This window comes from Streptococcus oralis subsp. oralis, assembly GCF_002096445.1.
GTDB lineage: Bacteria > Bacillota > Bacilli > Lactobacillales > Streptococcaceae > Streptococcus > Streptococcus oralis_N.
The window spans coordinates 791,906-816,833 of record NZ_NCUK01000013.1; the positions used below are offsets into that span (position 1 = coordinate 791,906).

The following is a 24,928-nucleotide window of genomic DNA, read 5'->3' on the forward strand; positions in this document are numbered from 1 at the left end:
CCATCTAGTTTTGGTAGACAATTTGTCCCTTGCAGATGGTATATTTGACCTGCCCTTTTAAGGTTTCACCGATAAATGGTGAATTGGCTGCTTTCGAAGCAAAATGGGAGTCCACAAGGCGGTCAGCTTTAGCATCAAAGATAGTGATGTCCGCTGGACCATTTTCAGCTAAGTAACCTGCTTCAAAGTTGTAAAGCTTGGCTGGATTGACAGTCATTTTTTCTAGCAATTCCATTAAGCTTAGCTCACCAGCTTCCACCAAATAAGTCAAGCCGAGAGATAGAGAGGTTTCCAAGCCAGTCATACCAGACGGCGCTTTGGTGATATCTTCTACATTTTTCTCATCTGCATGGTGAGGCGCGTGGTCCGTTGCGATAACTGTGATAACACCTGACTTGAGACCTTCGATAACAGCACGACGGTCTGATTCCAAACGAAGCGGAGGATTCATTTTGGCATTGCTTCCTTGAGTTAAAAGAAGAGCTTCTGTCTTAGAGAAATGTTGTGGTGCTACTTCTGCTGTGACTTGTGCTCCCAAACCTTGAGCGAATTCCACTACCTTGACACTTTCTTCCTTAGACAAATGCTGGATGTGAACATGGGCCTTGGTTGCATAGGCAATCATAACATCACGCGCAATCATAGCGTACTCAGCCACCCCAGTCGCTCCACAGATATGAAAATGTTCCTTAGCGATGTTTTCGTTAAATCCAAGAATCCCGTTCAAACCTGGATCTTCCTCATGAAGACTAATAAAAGTATTAAGTTTTTTAGCTTCTTCCATGGCTTCCTTGACCACTTTACTGCTCTCAAGCGGAATACCGTCATCAGAAAAACCAACAGCTCCAGCTTCTAAGAGTGCCTTAAAGTCTGTCAAGTCTTGGCCATTAAAGTTCTTAGTAATGGTCGCAACTGTCTTAACGTTAATCTTTTCCTTGGCAGCTGACTGAAGAACTTCTTGCAAAGTTTCTACGTCTGAAATGGTTGGACTGGTATTAGCCATCATGACAACCGTTGTAAAACCACCTGCAGCAGCCGCTAGTGCCCCAGTATGGATGTCTTCCTTATGAGTCTGGCCAGGTTCACGGAAATGAACATGGATATCGACTAGTCCAGGCGCAACTACAAGACCAGTAGCGTCAATCACTTCTGCTCCTTCTCCCTTGATTTCAGGCGCAATTTTGACAATTTTCCCATCTTGGACCAAAACATCACACACTTGATCCAAACAAGACTTGGGATCCATTACACGACCATTTTTGATAAGTAGCATCTACTTTCTCCTTTATTCATAGAAATCAACTTGGGTATCCAACAATTTATCCCCATCATAAACAAACTTAGCTGAAAAGAAGGGTTTGTCCTCTAAAAGCCACTCAACAAAGGTGTGGTCACCCTCCCAAGTTGGCTTGCTCAAAACTTCATCATAGGGAACCCATTCCAGCGTCCCCTCATTGCAGTCAATCAAGTCACCCTCAAACTCCGTCACCTTAAAAATATAGGTGTACCAGTCTAAATCTGGTGTGAATTCAGGAAAAGTGATAACACCTTTAAGTACTGGCTTGGCTTTGAGACCTGTCTCTTCGAGGATTTCACGCGCAGCGCATTCTTGAGGAGTCTCACCTCGCTCTAGCTTCCCACCAACACCAATCCATTTACCTTCGTGGACATCATTGGGCTTCTTATTGCGATGGAGCATGAGCAGTTCTTTTCCGTTATCAATGTAGCAAATCGTCGCTAACTGAGGCATATTCTCTCCTTATCTAAGCCAATCGATTGGCTCTTGTCCTGTCTCTTTTAAGAATGCATTGGCCTTGGAAAAAGGCTTGGAACCCCAAAATCCTCTATAAACCGATAAAGGACTAGGATGGGCTGATTCGATAATCAAGTGGTGAGGATTGGTAACTAAGGCCTTCTTCTTACGTGCATAAGCACCCCAGAGTACAAAGACTACAGGTTTGTCTAGATTATTTACAACCCGAATCACAGCATCTGTAAATGACTCCCATATCTGTCCAGCATGACCATTGGCCTGCCCAGCAGGAACCGTCAAGCAAGCATTGAGAAGTAAGACTCCCTGCTCAGCCCAAGACGTCAAATCATGTGATTTCTTAACGCCGATATCATCTGACAATTCTTTTAAAATGTTTTGCAAGGACGGCGGAGCTGGGATTGAGTCAGGTACAGAAAAACTCAAACCCTGCGCTTGATCTGGCCCGTGATAGGGATCTTGCCCTAAAATCACCACCTTAACCTCTTCCAGAGGAGTAGTCAAGAGAGCCTGAAAAACCTTTTCCTTAGGTGGATAAACAGTTCCCTGAGCATAGACCTGATCCATAAATTGATTGATTTTCCCGAAATACCCCTCAGGTAATTGCTCCTTAATCAAAGCATGCCAAGATGAGTGTTGCATCTTTTTCTCCTTTACCGTATCCATCTAAAAGCACGTTTTAATTCATCTATACCATTCTCAAAAAAGCATAGACCGTGTGCAAGTATGATCTTATCAGGTTTCCAGTTTAACATACGGAAAAAAGACATTCTTGCTTCCCTTTGTCTTCCTAAAAAAGTCATCCGATAATCGATAGGAGTTTGTCCATCAGGGGCTGTTACACGAGCTAAACGACAAAATCTTCTGCGGATTGGACTGGATATTTTTTCCGATTCAAAATTCTCTATAAGGTCCGTTACAATGAGTGTTTTAGTTGATTTATGAAAAAACACCACTTCTTCAATCACAGAACTACCCTTAAAAATAAGCTGATCAATCTCATCAGACCATAGGTCAGGAGCCTTATCTGTTAAGGGAGCATCGAATACCACCTTGACATTCTGACTTTTCGCTCTCTCTTCAACTCCTGGACTAGACCATGTTTGCGCATGAGGATATCTTTTTTTCCAATCTGCAATATAGGCATAGTGAATCTTATTTGGAGAAATCAGGTAAGCGACTCTGCCCAAAGCATCCAGTTCAGTAAAGAGCTCCTCGTTTGGCGCGATTGGAGAATGAATCCAGAGTTTTCCATCCTTTAACTTAACCACTGTCATACGTGTCTGAAAAGGTAGTTTGAAAACCTTCATATCCATTTGAATCAAATCACCATCTACTATCCAGATATTTTGATCAACTTCCTTTAGTGTATACAATGGTTCATAAAGAGAAAGTTCTGGTCTTGACATAATTTACTACTCCTTCGTTTTTACTGCCTCTATTATAGCAAAAAGTGGTTATTAAAACCACTTTTTACAGTTCTTATATATACTGTTATTCATCCTAGTATTGGACATTAGTATTTACAGCATCAATCAGCCATTAAAAACTTTTCGATTGTATCAATAGCATAGGAAAGTTGATTATTTACAGACATCATCCGTTCAAGATTAGCGTCCATATAGTAGAGTTCAGATAAACCACCCCTAGGGAGAAAGAGTGAATAGTGGATATTCATCTTCTCTCGAGTACTTAGCTCTATATGATTGCTTATGATATACTTTAACTCTTTTAACGAATTTACTTGAGCAACCACACCTTTTAACCGATACTGCTCGATGAGATTTAGTAAATTATCAATCTCTTCAATGACTTTAATTTCCATATCAACACCTCTTAGGGAAATCACTACAAAGCATCTAAACAATCCAGCAAGTCTTGGTAAGAATGAACTTCATAAGTTGGCTGGGCTTGTGTGTGATTTTCGAGGTGATGGGGATTGTACCAGATAGTATCAATTCCAGCATTATTACCACCTTGAATGTCAGCGGTTAGGGAATCTCCAATCATCAGGGCCTTTTCTTTATCAAATCCAGTAATCTGTTGACCAATTTTCTCATAGAATAGTGCATCAGGTTTTTGAGTTTGTAATTGCTCGGAGATGAAAACTTGATTGAAATAGGGAGCCAGACCTGATTGAGCCAAGCGCCCTGTCTGAATGGCAGTTATTCCATTTGTCGCAGCGTACAGTTCATAATCACGCTCAATGAGACTGTCTAAGAGTTCATGAGCACCTGAAAGAGTTTGTCCCTGCTGAGCGAGATAAAATTGGTAACGCTGGGCCAGTAAAGTACCGTCTTTCTCCAGTCCAAAATGATCAAACAATCGAGAAAAGCGCGTGTTAACCAGTTCTTGTTTACTGATTTTCTTTTGCTCCAAGTTCTTCCAAAGAGCCTTGTTCATGGGTACGTAATAGTCTTTGTAGGCTTGAATATCCGCAACTCCTTCTTCTTTTAAAAGTTGTGTCAGAGCCACATCCTCAGCAGCATCAAAATCAAGAAGAGTATGGTCAAGATCGAAGAGTAGAAATTTGTAGGGCATTGAGTTTCCTTTCTGAAAATTCATTAAGAACATTATAGCATAAATGAACCTTTGATTTATTGAGTTTCAAATACTTTTTACACTCACATTTTGACCGTGCTCAAGTGCAAATCTAAAACTAGTCAGCAAAACTTCTATTAAATCTTTTCCGGAACTCGTTATGAAATAATGCGATAAATTTGTTATATGCTCTGCGATATTATTTCCCCAAGGAGGAGTGAGTGACAAATCTTCAAAATCCCATATAACATCCTGAGGGAGAAATTTTTTCAACTCCTCTTGGATAGATACCAACTCAGCTATTCCTCTTTCAACAGATTCAAAAGGAACATCTCCCCAGTAAAGCTTATTCATTATTACTGGGTATCTACTTCCCCACTCATTATTCTCTAATCGAATGAAAATAGTCGAAAAGAATGAATTAAAAAGACTCCCTTCTCCTATAGTCCACCAATTATAACCAACCATTAACCCTACAGACATAGATATTCTCCTATTCATTTTTAATATTATTTAACGTCAAATAAAGTTTTATATTGATAGTATCTAAAACATACATTCATTATCCCCTACCCCAACTCCTTGGCTATTCTGCTCTTTTCAAGTTTTCCCTTAGTAATTCGTTTCCATAAAACAAGTGGATTTAGACTATAGGATAAACGTAGGAGGAAATAATTAACCCATTCGATTAGGGCAAAAAGTTGTATCAGTGTGGCTATAATAGCCAGTTGGAAACTCTGTGTATTCCAGACAATAAAAGGAAAGCCTGAAATAAGTAAAACAAGGTCTAGTATTCTGAAACCACCATATAGTTTGGGGACACTAGCGCTTCCGAACTGAGGTTTCGAGAGTCTTCTAATCAAAATCGCCCAATAGATTGAACCTTGAAGCAAAATAAATGTCAGTAAAGACAGAGGATAGAGAATGGTTGCTAGACTATTCCAATCACCAAGCCGATTTTTCAAAAGGAAAAAACACAGCCAAAAGGATAGGACGGCTGTAAACTCTCCCAAACAAAGGGACACCAACTCTTTTCTAACTTTCTCTTTTTGTATGTTCATCATTTCCCCCATCTATCTATCATCCTCTATCGGAAAAAAGCCTTTCGATCCAATTTCTAGTCAAAATTTCACAGAATAAAGGCGTTCTAAGCGTCGAACAGTTTAGTTCCTTTAATATCAATGTAATTCTAAGTTTAGAATTACATTAAAATAAATGTTTTAGAGCTATTCTAAGTCTATGATAGCCTTAAAATTTGATTTTTAAAGGATTCTAAAGCTAGAATGGCTCTAAAATCACGAGAATGAAGCTATTCGAAGCTTAGAAGACCTTTTTCTAAACTTCATACTCACTTTAACTAGTAGGACTTACAATTTTTCTGATGAGCTTTGAGTTTTTTCAGAGCCCAGTCATAGTGACTGGAGGTGCTACTGACAAAATAGGAACCTAGACTTGTCCCACCCGTCCATTTATAGATACCTTTGGTAAAGAGTTGGTCATTACTGAAGCCTTCCATCAACTCTAAAACCTCTCTATGCGATTGCTCTAGTAGTTTAGTCGCTTCTTCTAAAGATGTTTTCTGGTGCTTCTTCCAAATAGCGACATTCATTTCTCCATAAGTTTTCCAATTATAAGGCTCAGGGAGAAAAGTTCTTTCTTGACCTTTTTGATTAGAATGTACCCAAGTTAAAAGTAATTGCTGCCATTCATAGAGATGGATCAAAACATCCCGTAGATTTTTATCTCTTTTCCAGTGAGCTTCTTTTTTCTTTTGGTCTTTTGAAAAATCAAAAGGAGTCTGTAGTTCCTCTTCACTTAATTTAGATATAAAGTGATTGAGTTTTTCATAGTTTTCCTTAGAGGCTAGCACTAATTCCTCTTTCGTTCTTGGTCTAGGCATAGGAGTTCTCCCTTCATTTTTAAGTTGGATATGCTATTTCCTCACTTCATTATACCATAATCAAAAAGCAGTCCTTCATTTTACGAAAAACTGCTTTTACTGACTAGTTATTTTATGCTTATAGTCACTACTTTACATATAAATCTCTAAAGCGGTTATCCACTTCAGCTATCTGATAGAGCAAGTGGGCTAGTTCTTGGTAATCTTCTTTTAAACACGAAAGGTGGGCTTGGCCAAATAGAGAAGCCAATTTCTCTTTTAATCTTGCCCCTTCGGGATCATGATCTTTTAAGAACTTACTGAGATAGAGATTTCGAACAGCAGCAAGTTTGAAACTGAAATACTGATGCAATTGTTTTTGCTCGGTATTTAAGCCGTTTTCAGCAACTGCTTTTGCATAGCATTTCAAAACACCGTTTTGACCATTCAGATATCGGGACTTTATAATCTTTGCTGTTTCCTGATAGATTTCAGTCTGACTAGGACTCTTGATCTTCTTAAAATTTCCCCACATGGAGTAGACTCCGCGCTTATAGTCAATACCCTCTGCCTTCCAGGCTTCTAAGATGTCATTAAAAGCAACCTTCATGCAGGCAAAACCAGCTGGATCATGCAAATAGAGGTGCTGATGATCAATGCCATACACGGTTACGAAGTGATCCACACCATAAAGGATTGTGTGATTAGGATTGTAGGTCAGATGGCCCATATCAAGATGTCCCAGTACGACAGGTCCATTGGACAGAAAGGTTTCTAACTTTCCTTTAATCTCTTCCAAATCTACTTCAGTTCCATCTTTTAGATAGAAATCCTCATAGTCAAACCCAAGTATTTTTAAGGAATGGGAGATGGAAAGATCTGGCATTCCGTTATCAAAGAATACTAGAGGGTGCTGGTCATCTTCCTTTACGATACTAGCGCCATTTCCCATTACCATGATTGCCTCTAGAAAGTCTGCTTTAAAGTCATAGCCATAGCTAGCCAGTGCCATTGCCAATGAATAGCTATAGCAAAGTGACACATCTCCAAAATACATCTGCATATTCCTGCCTCCTTATCTTCTATGGGACTATTATACCGAGAAAACTATTCGCATGCCCCATAAAATCCAAACAAAAATTATGGTATGTTTGTTTACAGACATGAATGTCAACAATTAAAAACTCTGTAGAGATTCTTTCTACAGAGTTCGGTTCGCATCTTTATAAAAAATCAGAAAATGATCTAGTCCCTGATGACTGGTATCCAGAGTTCCATTTGGTAGTCTGGGGACGACATATCTCCTTTGAAATAAACTTCAAAGTCTGGTGCTCCTGAGTGGCGATAGCCTGTTTCAGGGAAAAAGACCTCCAAGACATATTTCCAAGCATTGTGAATGCTAGCTGGTATAGGACCTTTGACTGGTACGATAGCATATTCAGCGGCTGGGACATCTTTGATGGACAGACCTAGTTCTTCTGCTTTCGCTTTATTCGTCACATCATAAGCAGCCATATAGTTGATGATTTCACCTTCTTTGACATTCGAACAGATGCCGAAGGATTGGCCACTACCTAGACTCTCTAGGCTTTCCAAGCTGTAATTGTTATAGAGATTCTCCCAAGCAGACGGGCATTTGCTATTGTCAATAGCTTCCAATAGGATACCTGCAACGGTAAATGCAGGCTTCTTTTGAATCTTGATATCCATGTTCTTTCCTCCTGTGATTTTTAAGGATAATTGAAGTCTAGGAAAAACCCGATAAGGTTTTCCATTTCGAACTTCTGAGGGAGTTGCCCTATGGAATTTCTTGAATGCTGCGCTGAAGGCGTCAGCAGACTCATAGCCGTATTTCAGTGCTATGTCAATGACTTTCTCAGAGCCTTCCCGCAAGTCTGTCACAGCTTCTGACAACCTGCGATTGCGTAAGTATTCTGCTAAAGTCATATCTGCTAGGATAGAAAATAGCCTGCTAAAGAGCGGGTAAGAATAGCCCGATAACTGCTGAAATCTTTTCATATCCACTTCTCCAGTCAGCTGCTGCTCCAAATAATCCATGGTTTGATTGAATTGATGCATCATATTCTTTTTCACCTCATAAAAGATACTAAGGCCGTTAAAAACAAAGTGAAAATTGGAAAATTGACGGAGGGGCTCCTGCTCCGAGAAAATTTCATCTTTTTCACACAGCTTTAGGCCGTGTTCAATTCTATCTATATTCTAACAAATACAAGATACTTCCACCCTAGAATCTTTGTACAAGATTTAAAGGTGTAAATTCTATAACTTATCTTTTAATTTCTCAACAAAGAGATAGGCTGCAGGGCAGGTCAAGGTATTTTTGATTGTCAGATGATTAATCTGATGAATCTTCTTGCGATCTGTATGGGGGAACTCGCGACAGGCCTTGGGACGAACATCATAGATAGAGCAGAGATTATCTCCTCCTAGAAAGGGGCAGGGCATGGATTTGAAAACCTTGTCCCCATCTTCATCTACCTGCAAAAACTCCGCTTCAAAAGCTGGCAATTTCATCTTAAAGTACTTAGCGATACGGGTGATATCTGCTTCTTTAAAGTCGGGCCCCAAAGTCTTGCAACAGTTAGCACAGGCAGTACAATCAATCTCAGCAAAGACTTCTTGGTGAATCTGCTGCGCAATCTTATCTAAGTTTTTAGGTGGTTTTTTCTTTAGATTAGCTAACACTTTGCGGTGCTCCTTCTGCTTTTGCAGTGCTAGTTGGTGGTAATACTCAATATCAATCTCTTTATACATAATTTCTTTCTAATTCAAGTGTTTTTGTCTATTATACCATAAACACTGTCCCCTTTTTGCCCCCTGAACAGAAAAAAGCCCTTCGGATAAAATCCGAGGGGCTAAAAACGTTGTTAAATCAACGGCCGAACTTTTGAATTTCAAGGTTCGGGATAAAATAGTTCACCGAACTATTTTATTTTTTAAGGTTGTAGAATGATTTCAATCCACGGTATTCAGCTACTTCACCAAGTTGGTCTTCGATACGAAGCAATTGGTTGTATTTAGCGATACGGTCTGTACGTGAAAGTGAACCAGTCTTGATTTGTCCTGCGTTAGTTGCAACTGCGATGTCAGCGATTGTTGAATCTTCAGTTTCACCTGAACGGTGTGATACAACGGCAGTGTAACCAGCTTCTTTCGCCATTTCGATAGCGTCGAATGTTTCAGTAAGAGTACCGATTTGGTTAACTTTGATAAGGATTGAGTTAGCAGCACCTTCTGCAATACCTTTTTCAAGGTAAGAAGTGTTTGTTACGAAGAAGTCGTCACCAACCAATTGAACTTTACCACCAAGACGTTCAGTAAGAGCTTTCCAACCGTCCCAGTCGTTTTCATCCATACCATCTTCGATAGTGATGATTGGGTATTTGTTTACCAATTCTTCAAGGTAGTCGATTTGTTCTGCAGCAGTACGTACAGCAGCGCCTTCACCTTCAAATTTAGTGTAGTCGTAAACTTTACGTTCTTTATCGTAGAATTCTGATGAAGCACAGTCAAATCCGATAAATACGTCTTTACCAGGAACATATCCAGCAGCCTCGATCGCAGCAAGGATAGTTTCAACACCGTCTTCAGTTCCTTCGAAACGAGGAGCGAATCCACCTTCGTCACCTACGGCAGTTTCCAAACCACGTGATTTAAGGATTTTCTTAAGAGCGTGGAAGATTTCAGCACCCCAACGAAGAGCTTCTTTGAATGATGGTGCACCAGCAGGTACGATCATGAATTCTTGGAAAGCGATTGGAGCGTCAGAGTGAGAACCACCGTTGATGATGTTCATCATTGGAGTTGGAAGAACTTTAGTGTTGAATCCACCAAGGTAGCTGTAAAGTGGGATTTCAAGGTAGTCAGCAGCAGCACGAGCTACAGCGATAGACACACCAAGAATTGCGTTTGCACCCAATTTACCTTTGTTAGGAGTACCGTCAAGTGCGATCATAGCACGGTCGATAGCTTGTTGGTCACGTACATCGTAGCCGATGATAGCTTCAGCGATGATGTTGTTTACGTTGTCAACAGCTTTTTGTGTACCAAGACCACCGTAACGAGATTTGTCACCGTCGCGAAGTTCAACTGCTTCGTGTTCACCAGTAGAAGCTCCTGATGGAACCATACCACGTCCGAAAGCACCTGATTCAGTATAAACTTCTACTTCAAGTGTTGGGTTACCGCGTGAGTCTAGGACTTCGCGAGCGTAAACATCAGTAATAATTGACATTTTTTACTCTCCTTTGAGTTAAATTTTTTACACCTCTATGATACCTTAAAAATAAGCGTTTTTCAAGAAAAAACGTTATCTTTGTGCAAATTTTCCTTAACTTTATAAAGTAATCGCTTTCTTTTGTCTGTTTTCTTGCGATTTTTGTGATATACTGTTTTTATGACAGATTTATCAAAACAACTACTAGAAAAAGCTCATGGTGGGCCGAAATTAAACCCTGATGAACAACGCCACTACCTCGGTACTTTCGAGGAAAGAGTTCTAGGCTATGCGGATATCAGTACTGCCAATAGTTCTGAATTAGAACATGGATTTTTCTCTATTTTAGAAAGCTTTCAAGAAAAGGTAGAGGCACTTTTTGTGAAGATCTCTCCAAATATAGAGTTTGACAAACAGGTCTTTTACTTAAGACAAGCAAAGGAAAGCAACTGCCAGGCGACTATTGTTTCAGACGATCATATCACCTCTCCTTTTGGCCTTGTCATTCACACGAATGAACCTGTTCAAGTAGACGAAAAAGACATCAGACTTGCTTTCTCAAATCTCTGGGAGGAGAAAAAGGCAGAAGCTCCTAAAAAATCTATCTGGAAAAAATGGTTTGGTTAATGATTTCTCATATTTAATAAACGACCAATATTAGTAGATGTGTGCTCCAAATAGAGTCTTGCATTTTTCAGACTGTCTTCCAAAGGTTCACTTTTTTCTAAAATAGAAAAGGCTACTTGTATATTTTCGAATGGTAGGAAAGGTAAATCCTCGGAAAGACTACCACAAATAGCGATAACAGGAACTCCTTCAGGAGTTCTTTTTGCTACACCGATAGGAGCTTTTCCAACAAAGCTTTGACTGTCCAGTCTACCTTCTCCAACGATAACCAAGTCTGCCCCTGCAACTTTCTTATCAAAATCAATCAAATCTAAACAAGTGTTAATTCCAGATACGATAGTGGCCTCAGCAAAGGCACAGAGCCCAGCCGCAATCCCACCGCCGGCTCCTGCTCCATTGAGAGACAGGGTTGATAGCGAGAATTTTTCATAGAACTCCTGTATAGCCAGATCTACTGTCTCAAACAAAGCAGGATCCAAGCCCTTTTGTTTTCCAAATGTATAGGTCGCTCCTTGAAGACCACATAAAGGGCTCACGACATCTGCTAAAATGCGGATTTTCACATCTTCAGGTATCCTATACAACTTGCTATTTGAAACTGACTCGAATTCAAGCAAAGTCTGACCGCAGGCTGACAATACTTTTCCATTCTTATCATAAAAACGATAACCTAAACCAGCAGCAATGCCAATTCCACCATCATTACTAGCCGTACCACCTACACCGATATAGATTTCTTTCATTCCAAGATCAATGAGATGGCGGATCAATTCTCCGATACCGCGAGTTTGGATGTGAAGAGGGTTTCGTTTCTCCCGCGGAATCTTTCCAAGACCAACCAAGTCAGCAACTTCAAAGAGCGCTATTTGATCTTTATAAAAGTAGCGCATGGCTTCTTTTAGGCCAAAAGGTCCTGTCACTTGGAACCATTTTTCTTCTAGTTCAAGAGAATGGCGAATAGCATCTACAGTTCCTTCCCCACCATCACCTACAGGGCAAAGCAGACATTCTACATCTGCTATTGACTGTTCAAAACCCCTTTTTATAGCTTGAGCGACCTCTTCTGCCGTCAAACTTTCTTTAAAAGAATCGGGTGCAATTACAATTTTCATAGTTCCCTCTCATTCTAAGAAATCAATCAAAGGTAGAACTTCCAAAAAATCCCTCGTATCTACATGACAAGCTATCTCGGATTTTACGACTTCTTTGGCACAAAATGCAATACCACGTCCTGCTGACTTTAACATCAAGAGGTCGTTAGCCCCATCACCAATGGCAATCGTTCTTTCTTTGGGAAGTTTCAGTTCTTTTTTCCATTTCTCAAGAGTATCTTGTTTTACTTGACCTGTCACAATTTCACCAACTAATTTTCCTGTTAAAAAACCGTCTTTGACTTCTAACTGGTTGGCAGAGAAATAGGAGATACCAAGGGATTCTGCTAATCTCTCAACTATTGGTGCAAATCCACCAGACACTAGACCGACTAGGATGCCCTTCTTTTGAAGTATGGAGATAAATTCTTGAGCATTCTTAGACAGATGGATGGATTTGAAGACAGTATCAAAGACCGAAACCGGAAGCCCTTTTAACAAAGCTACCCTCGCTCGTAAACTTGTTTCAAAGTCCAGTTCACCTCGCATTGCCTGGCTTGTAATCTGCGATATTTCTTCTTCGCAACCTGCTTCTTTTCCTAAAAGATCAATCACTTCTTCTGCTATCAGGGTGCCGTCAACGTCCATGACACAGAGCCCCATTACTTGAGTCATAAGCTTTCCTTTCTAAACAGCCCAAAAATCGTATGAAAGAATCATACGATTTTATCTATTAGTTGACTAAACTATGGTACAAGTCCAGGTAAGATTTGCAGGCTGTATCCCATGAGAAATCGCATTCCATAGCTTGTTTTTGTAGATTTCTCCAAACGTCCGGCTGGTACTTATAAACATCCAAGGCTGTTTGGAAACTCCAGTTAAGCCAGTAAGGTGTTAAATTGTCAAAGCTAAATCCAGTACCAGTTCCTTCGATTGGATTGAAGGATTGAACCGTATCACGCAAACCACCAACCTCATGAACCAATGGTAGAGTTCCATAGCGCATCGCCATCATTTGAGACAAACCACATGGTTCAAAACGACTTGGCATGAGGAAGAGATCACAAGCTGCGTAGATTTCTTGAGCAAGTTTGACATCAAAAGTGATATTTGCTGATAGCTTGTCAGGATAGACTTGAGCAAACCAGGAGAAGGAATGTTCAAAAGCTGGGTCACCTGTTCCTAAAAGGACTATTTGAACGTCCTCCTGTAAGAAACGATGCAAGCTTTCTACAACAACATCAAAACCTTTTTGGCGTGTCAATCGAGAGACAATCCCAACTAGCGGAACATCTGCTCGCACAGGTAACCCAACTCTCTCTTGCAGTTTTGCTTTGTTTTGAGCTTTTCCAGACAAATCTTCCTTATCAAAATGATAGTCTAAAAGCGGGTCTGTTTGAGGATTATAAAGATCTGCATCGATACCATTGACAATACCTGAAACCTTACCTGACTCCATGCGAAGAATCTGATCCAAACCGCAGCCGAACTGACTGGTCATAATCTCGTGCGCATAGCTAGGGGAAACGGTTGAGACACGATCCGCGTAGAGAATACCTGCTTTCATCCAGTTAAGGCAATCATTCCAGCGAAGAGTGCCATCAGCATAGCGTTCAAACCCAACACCGAACAAATCCCACAACATTCCTTCAGAAAATTGACCTTGAAATTCCAAATTGTGAATGGTTAAAACTGTTCTGATTCCTTGATAAGCTTGAATCCAATGGTACTTTTCTTTTAACAAGAAGGGAATCATGGCTGTGTGGTAATCATGAACATGGAGAAGGTCAGGGATAAAGCCGATGCGTTCCATGGCTTCAAGAGCAGCCAGTTGGAAAAAGGCGAAGCGTTCACCATCGTCAAAATCACCATACACATGACCACGGAAGAAATAATACTGATTATCAATGAAGTAGAAGGTTACCCCATTCAAGACAGTTTTTTTAATACCACAGTACTGTCTACGCCATCCTACACTAACTTCAAAGTGAAGAACATCCTCTATCTGGTCACCGAACTTAGCTTCTACCATATCATAATAAGGCAAGAAAACTGCAACTTCGTGCCCCGCTTTTACAAGTGATTTGGGAAGTGCGCCAATAACATCTCCCAAACCACCTGTTTTTGAAAAGGGTGCTCCTTCTGCCGCTACAAATAAAATTTTCATGAATAAATGTCCTCTGTTACTGTTTCACCCTTCTTCACTACAACTGGATGTTCTGCTGTGCCTCGAATGACAACACCGTCCGCAACCTCAACTCCCTTGTCTAGAATGGCAAATTCAACTTGGGCACCTTGCCCAATCACAACACGAGGGAATAAAATGCTGTCCTTCACCACACTATCTTTGTGAACATAAATGTTACGAGATAGGACTGACTGAACTACTTCACCCTCAATGATACTACCAGAAGCAAACTGAGAAGTACTTACTTTTGAAGTATTCGCATAGTAGGTTGGTTCTTCATTCTTAACTTTGGTATAAATCTTTTGATTTGGTGAGAAAAGAGAGTAGAATTTTTTAGATTCAAGCATATCAATATTTGCTTGATAGTAGGATTGAACAGAGTGAATATTTGCTAAGTAACCTGTGTATTCGTAAGCAAAAGCTCCTTCTTTTACAGCTAAATCGCGAAGGACATAGCGCAACTTTTCAGGATATTCTTTCTGAGCCTCTTCTTCAAGTCGTTCAATCAACCAAGGAGTGTCCACAACAAAGATATCTGTAGACATGTTGAAGAGTTCATCCGTGGATTTGTTATCAAAGAGTTTGTGCGAACGAACATGGTCAGTTTCATCAATTTCCAAGATAGCATTCACATCAGAAATGTCTTTCTTTGGAAGTTTCTTATATACAACTGTGATCGGACCATTCGTTGTATTGTGTAGATGGAAGACTTGATTCAAGTCAATATTCACCAGCACATCGCAGTTAATCGAAACGGTTTGGTTTGAACCCGAACGTCTCAAGTAGGTAAGTAGCTGTTGGTAATACTCTTTTCCAACCGTACTGCTTTCAACACGAGTATTGTAAATTCCTAGATAGTAGTGACTTAGAAGGGTTGACAAGCCCCACTCACGACCTGAACGGATATGGTCGAAGACTGAGCTAATATTATCTTGTTGGAAAATACCAAAGATACTACGAACACCTGCATTTGCAAGACTGGAAAGGGGGAAGTCAATCAAACGGTATTTCCCACCGAAAGGCAAGCTAGCTACCGGACGGTGTTCTGTTAACGTTGACATATCATGAAAACCAACTGTGTTTCCTAAAATGGCTGAATATTTATCAATCTTCATCTGTTGCTACCCCCACTACTTCATTGTATCCTACTACTTGTACTTCGTCCGTTCCGTCAATCTCTACGCCGTCAGCAATAATGGCACCCTCACCAATGATAGCACGAGTAATCTTTGCGCCATGGCCAATAATAGCTCCGCTCATGATGACAGAATCAACGACCTCAGCGCCTTCACGTACTTGTGCTTCTGTTGAAAGAATCGAACGTTTTACAGTTCCATCTACAAAACAGCCATCCACGACCAATGAATCTTCAACGTGTGCATGCGCACCAAAGTAGTTTGGTGGTGAAATCAAGTTTCTAGAGTAAATTTTCCACTGACGATTGCGGCTATCCAAGGCATTTTCTGGCGAAATGTACTCCATATTAGCTTCCCAAAGTGACTCAATCGTACCAACATCTTTCCAGTAGCCATTAAATTCATAAGCATAGACACTTTCACCAGACTCGAGATAGTTAGGGATAACGTTCTTCCCAAAGTCTGACATATCCACATTGCTCTTTTCAGCAGCAACAAGCATATTGCGAAGTCGTTTCCAGTCAAAGATATAAATCCCCATCGAAGCCTTTGTAGACTTAGGTTGCGCAGGTTTTTCTTCGAATTCAACGATACGGTTATTGGCATCTGTATTCATGATACCGAAACGGCTAGCTTCTTTGAGAGGTACGTCTAGGACAGCTACTGTCAAACTGGCATTGTTATCCTTATGGGACTGAAGCATATCATCGTAGTCCATCTTGTAGATGTGGTCACCAGAAAGAATCAAAACATACTCAGGATTAACACTGTCGATGTAGTCAATGTTTTGGTAGATAGCGTGACTAGTCCCTTCAAACCAACGGTTTCCTTCGCTGGCTGAATAAGGTTGTAAAATAGAGACACCTGAATTGATACCATCCAATCCCCAGCTAGAGCCATTTCCGATATGGTTATTCAAAGCAAGAGGTTGGTACTGAGTAATCACACCAACATTATGGATTCCAGAGTTTGCACAGTTGGAAAGAGCAAAGTCAATGATACGGTAGCGCCCACCGAATTGCACTGCCGGTTTGGCAATGCTTTGAGTGAGTTTTCCGAGACGTGTTCCTTGCCCACCCGCAAGGATCAAAGCTAGCATTTCATTCTTCATTTTCTACTCCTTTATAAAGTCATGTGAACGTTAAAATCGAAAGAAGGTTGGAAGTCAAACTTTTTTATAAAAATAATAGGAAATCCATTTCTCTTGTGTTTCAAGTCCAATACAAGTACATCCGTCTTTAAAATCTAAAAAATTATCATCAACAGCCCATTATTCTTTTTTCTTAGCTGGTTTCAAACGACGTTTAATCTTCCAGATACTTGCTCCCATAGCTGGCAAGGTGAAGGTCAAGGTCTGCTCATAATCCTTCCATAAACCTTCTTGAGTCTGAACTGTTTGATTGTGCTCTTTCCACACACCTCCCCATTCTTCCAGCTCTGTATTCCAAACTTCTTCGTAAATACCTGCAACAGGTAAACCAATCGTAAAGTCCTTACGTTCAACTGGTGCCATGTTAAAGACACAGACTAACATTTCGTCCTTCTTGCCCTTACGAATAAAGGAAAGGACACTCTGATCTCTATTATCAGCATCGATAATCTCGATACCATCATAACTAGTATCAATTTCCCAAAGACAACGATGCTCTTTATAGAATTGATTTAGTTGTGAAGTGAAATGCTTCATCTTGGCATTCATCGAATCTTCTAGATTAGACCACTCCAACTGCTCCTCGGACTTCCACTCGAGGAATTGTCCGTACTCACTACCCATGAACAAGAGTTTCTTACCTGGATGACAAATTTGATAGGTGTAGAGATTGCGTAGACCAGCGAACTGATTGTAGCGATCTCCCCACATCTTATGCATCATACTCTTTTTGCCATGAACAACTTCATCGTGTGAGAAAGGTAGGAGATAGTTTTCATTGAAAACATACATAAAGCTGAAGGTCACAAGATTAAAGTCATACTTACGATAAATCGGATCTTCCTCGTAGAAACGGAGAATGTCGTTCATCCAGCCCATATTCCATTTATAGTCAAAGCCAAGGCCGCCCATTTCTTTCATACCAGTAATCTTTGTCGCTGATGAACTTTCTTCTGCAATCATCATGATATCTGGATGAGCTAACTTAATCACTGTGTTCAAACGTTGAAGGAAATAATAACCTTCATAGTTAAGGTTTCCGCCGTCCTTATTTGGAGTCCAAGGAGCATTATCATAATCTAGATACAGCATATTGCTCACTGCATCGACCCGAATACCATCTAAGTGGTAAAAATCAATCCAAAATTTAATACTTGAAATCAGGAAAGACTGGACCTCATTTTTCCCGAGGTCAAAATTCAGAGCACCCCAACCGTAGTTATGAGCCTTGTTGTGGTCTTGGTATTCAAAAGTTGGTGTTCCATCATAATATGCCAAGGCATCATCATTAATAGTGAAATGACCTGGAACCCAGTCTACAATAACACCAATATTATTTATATGACACTCTTCAACGAAATCTTGGAATTCCTCAGGTCTACCATAGGAATGTTCAAAAGCAAAGTAACCCATAAGCTGATAGCCCCAGCTCAATCCAAGTGGATGAGCCATTAAAGGCATGAACTCAATATGTGTATAGTTCATTTCAACTAAATAAGGAATCAACTCTTCCTTCAGCTGTGAAAAACTATAGGGACTACCATCTGGATTTCTCTTCCAAGACCCTGCATGGGCTTCATATATATTAACTGGTCTCTCGAAAAATCCCAGACGTTTGCGACGTGCTAGCCAAAGTCCATCTTTCCATTTCTTTTCACGGATATTGGTCAGAACTGCTCCTGTACCCGGTCTAGCTTCAAAATAAACTGCCAAAGGATCAATCTTCATAATCTGATGACCATTTGCACGCGTGATATGATATTTATAAATCTGACCTTCCTGAGCTTGACTCGTAAAGACTTCCCAGACACCTGCCTCGTTTCTAACCATTGGAATCTGATTTTCAACCCAATCGGTAAAATCACCAACTAGATGAACTGCTTGTGCATTTGGGGCCCAAACCCTAAAGGTATAGCCTATTTCTCCGTTTTTCTCCTCTCTATGCGCTCCTAAATAATGCTGGAGGTGAAAGTTCTCACCTGTAGTAAAGGTTCTTAATGCTTCTTGATTATTCATTCAATCCCCTTTCTTTTGTAAGCGTTTTCTATAATTCTATTATACACTCTTTTAAGATAACTTTCAAGTAATTTACGAAGGAAATCATATTTTTTTATGAAAGCCTTCAAAAAATTACCTAGCATTTTAAAAAAGATATCCAGAAAATAGAACACGAAACAATTTCCATATATTTTTTTATTATAATAGCAGAATATTCGTTTTTTATCAATTTTAAACTGTATTTTTTTGAAAAGAATAAAATCAGGAAGTAATTTTCCTGATTTTATAGATTATTTCACATCAAAAACAATGGATTTAACATTTGTCATCGCTTCGATACTATATTTAATTCCTTGCACTCCTGCACCAGAACCTTTTACACCAAGGAATGGGAAATTATCTGGTCCACGTTGTGTTTTATTATTAATATGAACTGTACCAACTTCAAGTTTTTCAGCAATTTCAAATGCCTTCTTAAAGTCATTTGTAAAGACTGAAGATTGAAGACCGAATTCTGATTCATTAGCAATTTCTAACGCTTCATTAGCATCTGAAACTCGAATAATTGGAAGAACAGGTCCAAATGGTTCTTCCCAGGCTAATTTCATATCTCTTGTGATATAATCAAAAAGTCCTGGCCAAATGAGATTATTCTCACGTTTGATTAGGCTGAGCGCTTTGGCTCCTTTTTCCTGAGCGTCTTCAATCAATCCCCAGATGAAATCAGCTGAAGCATTATCAATAACTGGCGTGATATCTGCATTGTCAAATGGATCACCGACTGTTAGCTTAGCAACTTCAGCTTGGAGCAATTCTGCCAATCTGTCTGCTACGCTTTCCACAACCAAAACACGTTTGATAGCGGTACAACGCTGACCAGAGTAGCTAAAGGCACCACCTACGATTTGCTTAGCTGCATTTTCTAAATCTGCATCTTCTAAGACAATTGCTGCATCTTTTCCACCAAGTTCAAGCATAATTGGGCGCATACCAGCTAAACGACCGATACGCTCACCAATCGGTGTTGAACCTGTAAAGTTAATGAAGTTCACTTCCTTGTGTTCAATGATGTAGTCCCCGATTTCAGAACCACGTCCAGTGATGGTGTTAAAGACACCTGCTGGGATTCCTGCTTCGTCAAATGCTTTAGCCAACAAGAGTCCAGAAATAGATCCTTGTGTTGGTGGTTTGAACATAACGACATTTCCTGCAATCAAAGCCGGAGCAATCTTAGATCCAGAAAGGTTGACTGGATAGTTAAATGGTGCAATAGCTAAAACGACACCAACTGGCTCACGACGGACAACGGCTAGTTTATTTTTACTTGTAGCTTCAAAACCACCACCTTCCATTGCTTGTCCAGTGATACGGAGACCTTCCTCAGCAGCAAAACGAATCAATTCTGCTGTACGTACTACTTCTCCAATGGCTGCTTTAATTCCTTTTGCAACCTCTTTGGCAAGAATGGTACCAATTTTTTCTTTATCTCGTTCCAAAATGTCTGCTGTCTTATGTAAATAGGCTGCACGCTCAACGGGTGCTAAATCACGCCATGCTGGGAGAGCTGCACGCGCAGCTTTCATCGCCTCATCTACTTCAGCCTGACTCATAGCTGGTACTGTACCCAGCTTTTCCTGATTGATGGGAGAATAGATGGCAATTTCATTCTCTGATGATTTCCATTTTCCATTCACTAAATTCTGATAATTTGTCAAATTCTCTTCCTCCTGAAAATGATTAAAACTTATTTTATCAAATTTTCAGAAAATTACAACCCCTTTTTGGAAAATATTGATATTTTTTTCACAAACTTGATTCTTCAAATTATTTGAAATTTATTCCTATTAGATATTGGTTTTTCAATAAAAATCAAAAAAGGTCTAGATTTAACTAAACCTTTTTATGGCATTTACTATGAAAGTACCTTCAAGACTGCAACGCTGATATCATCAATCACATTAGACTCTTTAGAACGACTATTGGACACCAGCATTTCAAGATTTCCCGCATTTTCAAAGTAGAAGGAAGTTCCCTTGGCATTGAATACCACCAATAAGTGCTCTGATCCGCCGTGAATTTCGTAAACAATCCACCCACTATTTTCAGCAGCTGTATGGACGAAGACATGGCGATAAACTTCTTCGTATGTAGGATAGGAGAAAGCACGCGTTTGTGTTTTTAGGCGAATAATCTGACGAATAAAGTCAATGCTCTCTTGTCTCTCATTGATTAAATCCCAGTTGACCTGGTTGACACTATCTGGAGCATTGTAGCTGTTCATGGCCCGTTCTCTATCTGCCGCAGTCAGCTCGCCATTTTCTCCAGTAGCAAGGAGTTTGGTTCGACCAAATTCTTGGCCAATTTCCATAAAGGACATTCCTTGCATGAGCAGGTTCATTGCTGTCGCTGTCTCAACCTTGCGCATAATCTGGTCAGAACTTTGATCAGGATGAAGCGTCGCCAGCAGGTCATGAAGATTGTAATTGTCATGGGCTTCAACATAGTTGAGAACCTGGTTTGGACTCAGATAAGAGCCCAACTCTCGGCTACCAAGAATAGCCTTGGCTACGATAGGTTCGGTGGCTGCACCGCTGACAAATCCTGACTTGATTGCACCATAAACTTCTCCTCCTTTAATCGCATCACGCTGATCATCGTTGAAGAATCCGATATTTGGCATCTGGTAGGCATTGTCCTTTTTGGCCTTATCATAAGGTGCAAGGCCGGTCCCCATATCCCAACCTTCTCCATAAGTGATAATACGAGGATCAACTTCATCAAGTGCCCAACGAATCGCCTGCATGGTTTTGACATCGTGAATTCCCATCAAGTCAAAACGGAAACCGTCAATATTGTATTCTTTCACCCAATAAAGGAGTGAGTCAATCATATACTTGCGGTACATTTCGTGTTCGCTTGCGGTTTCATTTCCTACACCTGTACCGTTTTGGAAGGTTCCATCTGGATTCATACGATAGTAATAATCAGGAACGGTTGTTTGGAAAGGTGCATCGACCGTTGAAAAGGTATGGTTGTAAACGACATCCATAATGACACCGATTCCCGCATCATGATATGCCTGAATCATGGTCTTGAGGTCTCGAATAACCTGTCCAGGATCATCTGGATTGCTAGAGAAACTTGGTTCTGGCGCATTGTAGTTTTGAGGGTCATAACCCCAGTTATAGGTTACATTCCCGTCCTCGTCGTATTCCTTATGGCGATCAAAGATTGGTTGGAGCTGAACATAATTACAGCCGAGTTCTTTGATATAGTCAAAGGCTGTTGCTTGGCCGAATTGGTTAGTCGTTCCTGTCTGCGCAGCGCCAAGGAAGGTTCCACGGAGATGCTCTGCCACCCCAGATGTTGGAGATTTGGTCAAATCTCGGATATGCATTTCACAGATAACAGCTTTACATGGATTTTCCAAACGCCAAGGAGCATCTGTTCCATGTTTGACTTCAAATCCATCTACTTGTCTCTCTTTGTGTGAGAGAATAACAGAACGTTTTCCGTCAGGACTGGTTGCAATTGTATAAGGATCTCTTGTTAAACTCTTGTGATGAGGGAATTCAATCTGATACTGATAAGCCTTGCCAGCAAGATTCTCATCTAAATCTAGACCCCAAACACCAATGGTATTGTACTTATGACTATATGAATAGCTATTCCCACGCTCTAGATTATAGGTTTTCCAAATCGGAGCATCGTTGCTGGTATTTTCATAGACAACCACCTGTACAGCTGTAGCTGTAGGAGCCCAAAGTTTAAAGCTTGTCTGATAATCTGAAAGACTGTAACCTAGTTCTCCTTGATAGCCCCAGTGGTGATCAAAGCTAGCGCTATGGATTGCTTTATCAAAGGCAAATGGATTTTGATATTTGTAGTAAGGACTAGCAATGGCTGGATTTTCTGAATAATAAACCGTCTCATCACCATCTAAGATCCAAACCTCAGTCAACAGTGGGTAATAGTTAAACCGTAGGAGATAATCTTTTGTCTTTCCATCTATTTCGACAGAAAAAGTCAAAGTATCGAGCCTTTCTGCACTTGTGACTGTAAAGGAGAATTTTGCTCCAAAATAATCATTTTCACAATACAAATTTTCTTTAATATCTGCCTGTTTTCTACTGAATGAACAAGCATCATAATCCCCATTTTTTCGGTGAAAATGGATGACTACAGGGTATCTATACATTTCTTTTCCTAATTTCTAATTTCAATTTTTAAGTTATGCTGAAGAATTTAACGGGAATTTCAGCACAATAGAGAATAGTTTAATAGATATAAAAACACATCAGGAGAGATAGTTCCAGACTATCTGACATCTATTTTTCAACTATTCTTTACAAACTTTCTAGCCAGGCCTCATCTCGAACTTCGATACCAAGTTCTTGTGCTTTTTGGAGCTTGCTTCCTGCATCTGCTCCTGCTACGACAAGATTCGTTTTCTTAGATACACTGCCTGTGACTTTGGCACCAAGGCTTTCGAGTTTACTTTTGGCTTCAGAGCGCGTGAGGCGTTCCAATTTCCCCGTTAGCACAACGGTCAAACCTGACAAGGCCGCATCTGCCACTACTGTCTGTCCTTTGTAGTCCAGATTAACTCCAGCATCTTTCAACTCGTCTAAGAGAATCTTTGATCCTTCTGTAGCAAAATAAGTCTGAAGACTTTGAGCAATCACACTACCCAAGCTTTCAATACTTGCTACTTCCTCAGGATCAGCTTGAGCTAGATTTTCAATAGAGTGGAAATGTTGGAGCAAGAGTTGGCTAGCCTTGCTTCCGACATGGCGAATTCCCAGACCAAACAAGAGCTTTTCAGCAGAGTTTTCCTTGGATGCTTGAATGGCCTGATACAGTTTAGAAGCAGACTTTTCCTTGACACCTTCTAAAAGGAGGAAATCATCTTCTTTCAAACGGTAAATATCTGCTACATCATTAACTAGATTGGCAGCAAAAAGCTTTTCAACAATAGATGGTCCAAGCCCCGTAATATTCATGGCGTCTCGAGAGGCAAAGTGAATCAAACCTTCCATGATTTGAGCAGGACAACGAGGATTGATACAACGAAGAGCCACTTCATCTTCAAAATGAAGTAACTGACTGTCACAGCTCGGACAGTTAGTCGGAATATCTAGTTTTTCTTCAGAAACACGCTTGGACTCTACCACACGCAAAACAGCAGGGATGATATCTCCAGCCTTATAAACGATTACCGTATCGTCTTTTCGGATATCCTTTTCAGCAATATAATCTACATTGTGCAGTGTTGCACGGCTAACAGTTGTCCCAGCAAGCTGAACAGGTGTTAGATTGGCAGTCGGGGTCACAACACCCGTACGACCTACTGTCCAGTCAACTGAAAGGAGTTGAGCTTCTTTTTCCTCAGCAGGAAATTTATAAGCTACTGCCCACTTAGGCGCTTTAACGGTAAAGCCAAGCTCTTCTTGACCTGCTAAGTCATTGACCTTGATAACCACTCCATCAATATCGTAAGGCAGTTTATCCCGTTCTTGTCCTACTTCTTGGATAAAATCCCATATCTCATCTATACTTTCAGCCAAGATTCGCTTTGGATTAACTACAAAGCCAAGCTGTCCAAGATGCTCCAAGACCTTTTCTTGGCTATCACGAGTTGAAGGGCTGGCTTCTTGATAGAGGAAAGTGGCAAGATTACGCTTGGCCACTACTGCTGTATCCAACTGACGCAAGGTGCCTGCAGCTGCGTTACGAGGATTAGCAAATTCAGGCTCCCCATTTTCTTGGCGGGCTTGGTTGACCTGATCAAAGGAAGCGCGTGGCATGTAACACTCTCCACGAACAGTGATATCAAGTTCTTCTGGCAAGGTCAAAGGAATGTCCTTAACACGCTTGAGGTTTTCGGTGATATTTTCACCAACAGAACCATCCCCACGTGTCGCACCGACTACCAAAATTCCCTTTTCATACGTAAGAGAGATAGACAAACCATCAATTTTCAACTCACAAATATAAGTGGGATGGGGTAACTCCTTGCGAACACGCGCATCAAAAGCTTCTAACTCTTCACGTGAAAAAGCATCCTGCAAACTATAAAGAGGATACTGATGACTGTATTTTTCAAAACCATCTAAAACCTTACCACCAACACGATGGGTTGGACTGTCTGCTAAAACTTGATCTGGATAGGCAGCTTCCAACTCGACCAACTCTCGGTAGAGGCGATCGTACTCGCTATCTGAAACCGAAGGATTGTCACTCGTATAGTACTCGCTCGCATAGCGGTTGAGTAAGGCAACTAACTCATTCATTCTTTTATTCATAAAAC

At 40.5% G+C, this 24,928-nt stretch carries 23 protein-coding genes; 1 reads left to right on the top strand and 22 read right to left on the bottom strand.

Translation table 11 applies throughout. The annotated features are described in order from the left end of the window. Positions 1 to 4 precede the first annotated feature (4 nt). From B7721_RS07220 to eno, 13 genes are all read right to left on the bottom strand, one after another. The gene (locus B7721_RS07220) at positions 5 to 1,273 is read right to left on the bottom strand and encodes a dihydroorotase (protein ID WP_084878289.1); all 1,269 of its coding nucleotides are present in this window, start codon (positions 1,271 to 1,273) and stop codon (positions 5 to 7) included. A 12-nt stretch (positions 1,274 to 1,285) separates the two neighbouring features. Next, positions 1,286 to 1,750, bottom strand: coding sequence for an NUDIX hydrolase (locus tag B7721_RS07225; protein ID WP_049484474.1), 465 nt, complete (start codon positions 1,748 to 1,750; stop codon positions 1,286 to 1,288). Between the two features lie 9 nt (positions 1,751 to 1,759). Then, the gene (locus tag B7721_RS07230) at positions 1,760 to 2,413 is read right to left on the bottom strand and encodes a uracil-DNA glycosylase (protein ID WP_084878290.1); all 654 of its coding nucleotides are present in this window, start codon (positions 2,411 to 2,413) and stop codon (positions 1,760 to 1,762) included. Positions 2,414 to 2,424: 11 nt separating this feature from the next. Then, positions 2,425 to 3,180 carry a DUF4336 domain-containing protein gene (locus B7721_RS07235; protein WP_049478234.1) on the bottom strand — a complete coding sequence of 252 codons (756 nt, stop codon included), beginning with the start codon at positions 3,178 to 3,180 and terminating at the stop codon, positions 2,425 to 2,427. Between the two features lie 122 nt (positions 3,181 to 3,302). Then, positions 3,303 to 3,596: a hypothetical protein gene (locus B7721_RS07240; RefSeq protein ID WP_084878292.1), complete on the bottom strand. Its 294-nt coding sequence runs from the start codon at positions 3,594 to 3,596 to the stop codon at positions 3,303 to 3,305. A gap of 23 nt (positions 3,597 to 3,619) precedes the next feature. Further along, positions 3,620 to 4,312 (bottom strand): YjjG family noncanonical pyrimidine nucleotidase, encoded by a 693-nt coding sequence (locus tag B7721_RS07245; RefSeq protein WP_084878293.1) that lies wholly within the window; start codon positions 4,310 to 4,312, stop codon positions 3,620 to 3,622. Positions 4,313 to 4,378: 66 nt separating this feature from the next. Further along, on the bottom strand, positions 4,379 to 4,795 hold the full coding sequence (locus B7721_RS07250; RefSeq protein ID WP_044020761.1) for an immunity 70 family protein: 417 nt from the start codon (positions 4,793 to 4,795) through the stop codon (positions 4,379 to 4,381). 86 nt (positions 4,796 to 4,881) lie between these two features. Further along, on the bottom strand, positions 4,882 to 5,385 hold the full coding sequence (locus B7721_RS10325) for a hypothetical protein (protein WP_000504320.1): 504 nt from the start codon (positions 5,383 to 5,385) through the stop codon (positions 4,882 to 4,884). Between the two features lie 284 nt (positions 5,386 to 5,669). After that, positions 5,670 to 6,212, bottom strand: coding sequence for a ClbS/DfsB family four-helix bundle protein (locus B7721_RS07260; protein WP_084878294.1), 543 nt, complete (start codon positions 6,210 to 6,212; stop codon positions 5,670 to 5,672). 127 nt (positions 6,213 to 6,339) lie between these two features. After that, positions 6,340 to 7,254, bottom strand: a complete 915-nt coding sequence (locus B7721_RS07265) for a peptidase (RefSeq protein WP_084878295.1) — start codon at positions 7,252 to 7,254, stop codon at positions 6,340 to 6,342. Positions 7,255 to 7,436: 182 nt separating this feature from the next. Beyond that, a complete protein-coding gene (locus B7721_RS07270; protein ID WP_193431831.1) occupies positions 7,437 to 8,273 on the bottom strand; it encodes an AraC family transcriptional regulator in 837 nt (278 codons plus the stop codon). Positions 8,274 to 8,471: 198 nt separating this feature from the next. Continuing rightward, positions 8,472 to 8,966, bottom strand: a complete 495-nt coding sequence (locus B7721_RS07275) for a YkgJ family cysteine cluster protein (RefSeq protein ID WP_084878298.1) — start codon at positions 8,964 to 8,966, stop codon at positions 8,472 to 8,474. A gap of 175 nt (positions 8,967 to 9,141) precedes the next feature. Then, positions 9,142 to 10,446, bottom strand: a complete 1,305-nt coding sequence (eno, locus tag B7721_RS07280) for a surface-displayed alpha-enolase (RefSeq protein WP_000022821.1) — start codon at positions 10,444 to 10,446, stop codon at positions 9,142 to 9,144. Between the two features lie 162 nt (positions 10,447 to 10,608). Between eno and B7721_RS07285 the strand changes: the two genes are divergently transcribed. After that, positions 10,609 to 11,055 (top strand): DUF1694 domain-containing protein, encoded by a 447-nt coding sequence (locus B7721_RS07285; RefSeq protein WP_084878300.1) that lies wholly within the window; start codon positions 10,609 to 10,611, stop codon positions 11,053 to 11,055. On the opposite strand, the gene B7721_RS07290 is transcribed toward B7721_RS07285, so the two are convergent. The 9 genes from B7721_RS07290 to ligA all read right to left on the bottom strand — a co-directional run bounded on the left by B7721_RS07290 (position 11,052) and on the right by ligA (position 24,923). Further along, positions 11,052 to 12,167, bottom strand: coding sequence for a glycerate kinase (locus B7721_RS07290; RefSeq protein WP_084878301.1), 1,116 nt, complete (start codon positions 12,165 to 12,167; stop codon positions 11,052 to 11,054). The two genes, B7721_RS07285 and B7721_RS07290, sit on opposite strands and share 4 nt — an antisense overlap. A 9-nt stretch (positions 12,168 to 12,176) precedes the next feature. Beyond that, complete coding sequence (gene serB, locus B7721_RS07295; RefSeq protein WP_084878303.1) at positions 12,177 to 12,821, bottom strand: phosphoserine phosphatase SerB; 645 nt, start codon at positions 12,819 to 12,821, stop codon at positions 12,177 to 12,179. Between the two features lie 58 nt (positions 12,822 to 12,879). After that, positions 12,880 to 14,313, bottom strand: a complete 1,434-nt coding sequence (glgA, locus tag B7721_RS07300) for a glycogen synthase GlgA (RefSeq protein WP_084878304.1) — start codon at positions 14,311 to 14,313, stop codon at positions 12,880 to 12,882. Then, the gene (gene glgD, locus B7721_RS07305) at positions 14,310 to 15,449 is read right to left on the bottom strand and encodes a glucose-1-phosphate adenylyltransferase subunit GlgD (protein WP_084878306.1); all 1,140 of its coding nucleotides are present in this window, start codon (positions 15,447 to 15,449) and stop codon (positions 14,310 to 14,312) included. The genes glgA and glgD overlap by 4 nt, the downstream gene beginning before the upstream one ends. After that, positions 15,439 to 16,581 carry a glucose-1-phosphate adenylyltransferase gene (locus tag B7721_RS07310; protein WP_000787250.1) on the bottom strand — a complete coding sequence of 381 codons (1,143 nt, stop codon included), beginning with the start codon at positions 16,579 to 16,581 and terminating at the stop codon, positions 15,439 to 15,441. The genes glgD and B7721_RS07310 overlap by 11 nt, the downstream gene beginning before the upstream one ends. A gap of 159 nt (positions 16,582 to 16,740) precedes the next feature. Then, positions 16,741 to 18,636, bottom strand: a complete 1,896-nt coding sequence (glgB, locus tag B7721_RS07315) for a 1,4-alpha-glucan branching protein GlgB (RefSeq protein ID WP_084878307.1) — start codon at positions 18,634 to 18,636, stop codon at positions 16,741 to 16,743. A 272-nt stretch (positions 18,637 to 18,908) separates the two neighbouring features. Beyond that, positions 18,909 to 20,333, bottom strand: a complete 1,425-nt coding sequence (locus B7721_RS07320; RefSeq protein WP_084878309.1) for an NADP-dependent glyceraldehyde-3-phosphate dehydrogenase — start codon at positions 20,331 to 20,333, stop codon at positions 18,909 to 18,911. Positions 20,334 to 20,530: 197 nt separating this feature from the next. Then, positions 20,531 to 22,816, bottom strand: a complete 2,286-nt coding sequence (gene pulA, locus B7721_RS07325) for a type I pullulanase (protein WP_084878311.1) — start codon at positions 22,814 to 22,816, stop codon at positions 20,531 to 20,533. A 148-nt stretch (positions 22,817 to 22,964) separates the two neighbouring features. After that, on the bottom strand, positions 22,965 to 24,923 hold the full coding sequence (gene ligA, locus B7721_RS07330; RefSeq protein ID WP_084878313.1) for an NAD-dependent DNA ligase LigA: 1,959 nt from the start codon (positions 24,921 to 24,923) through the stop codon (positions 22,965 to 22,967). Positions 24,924 to 24,928 lie beyond the last annotated feature (5 nt).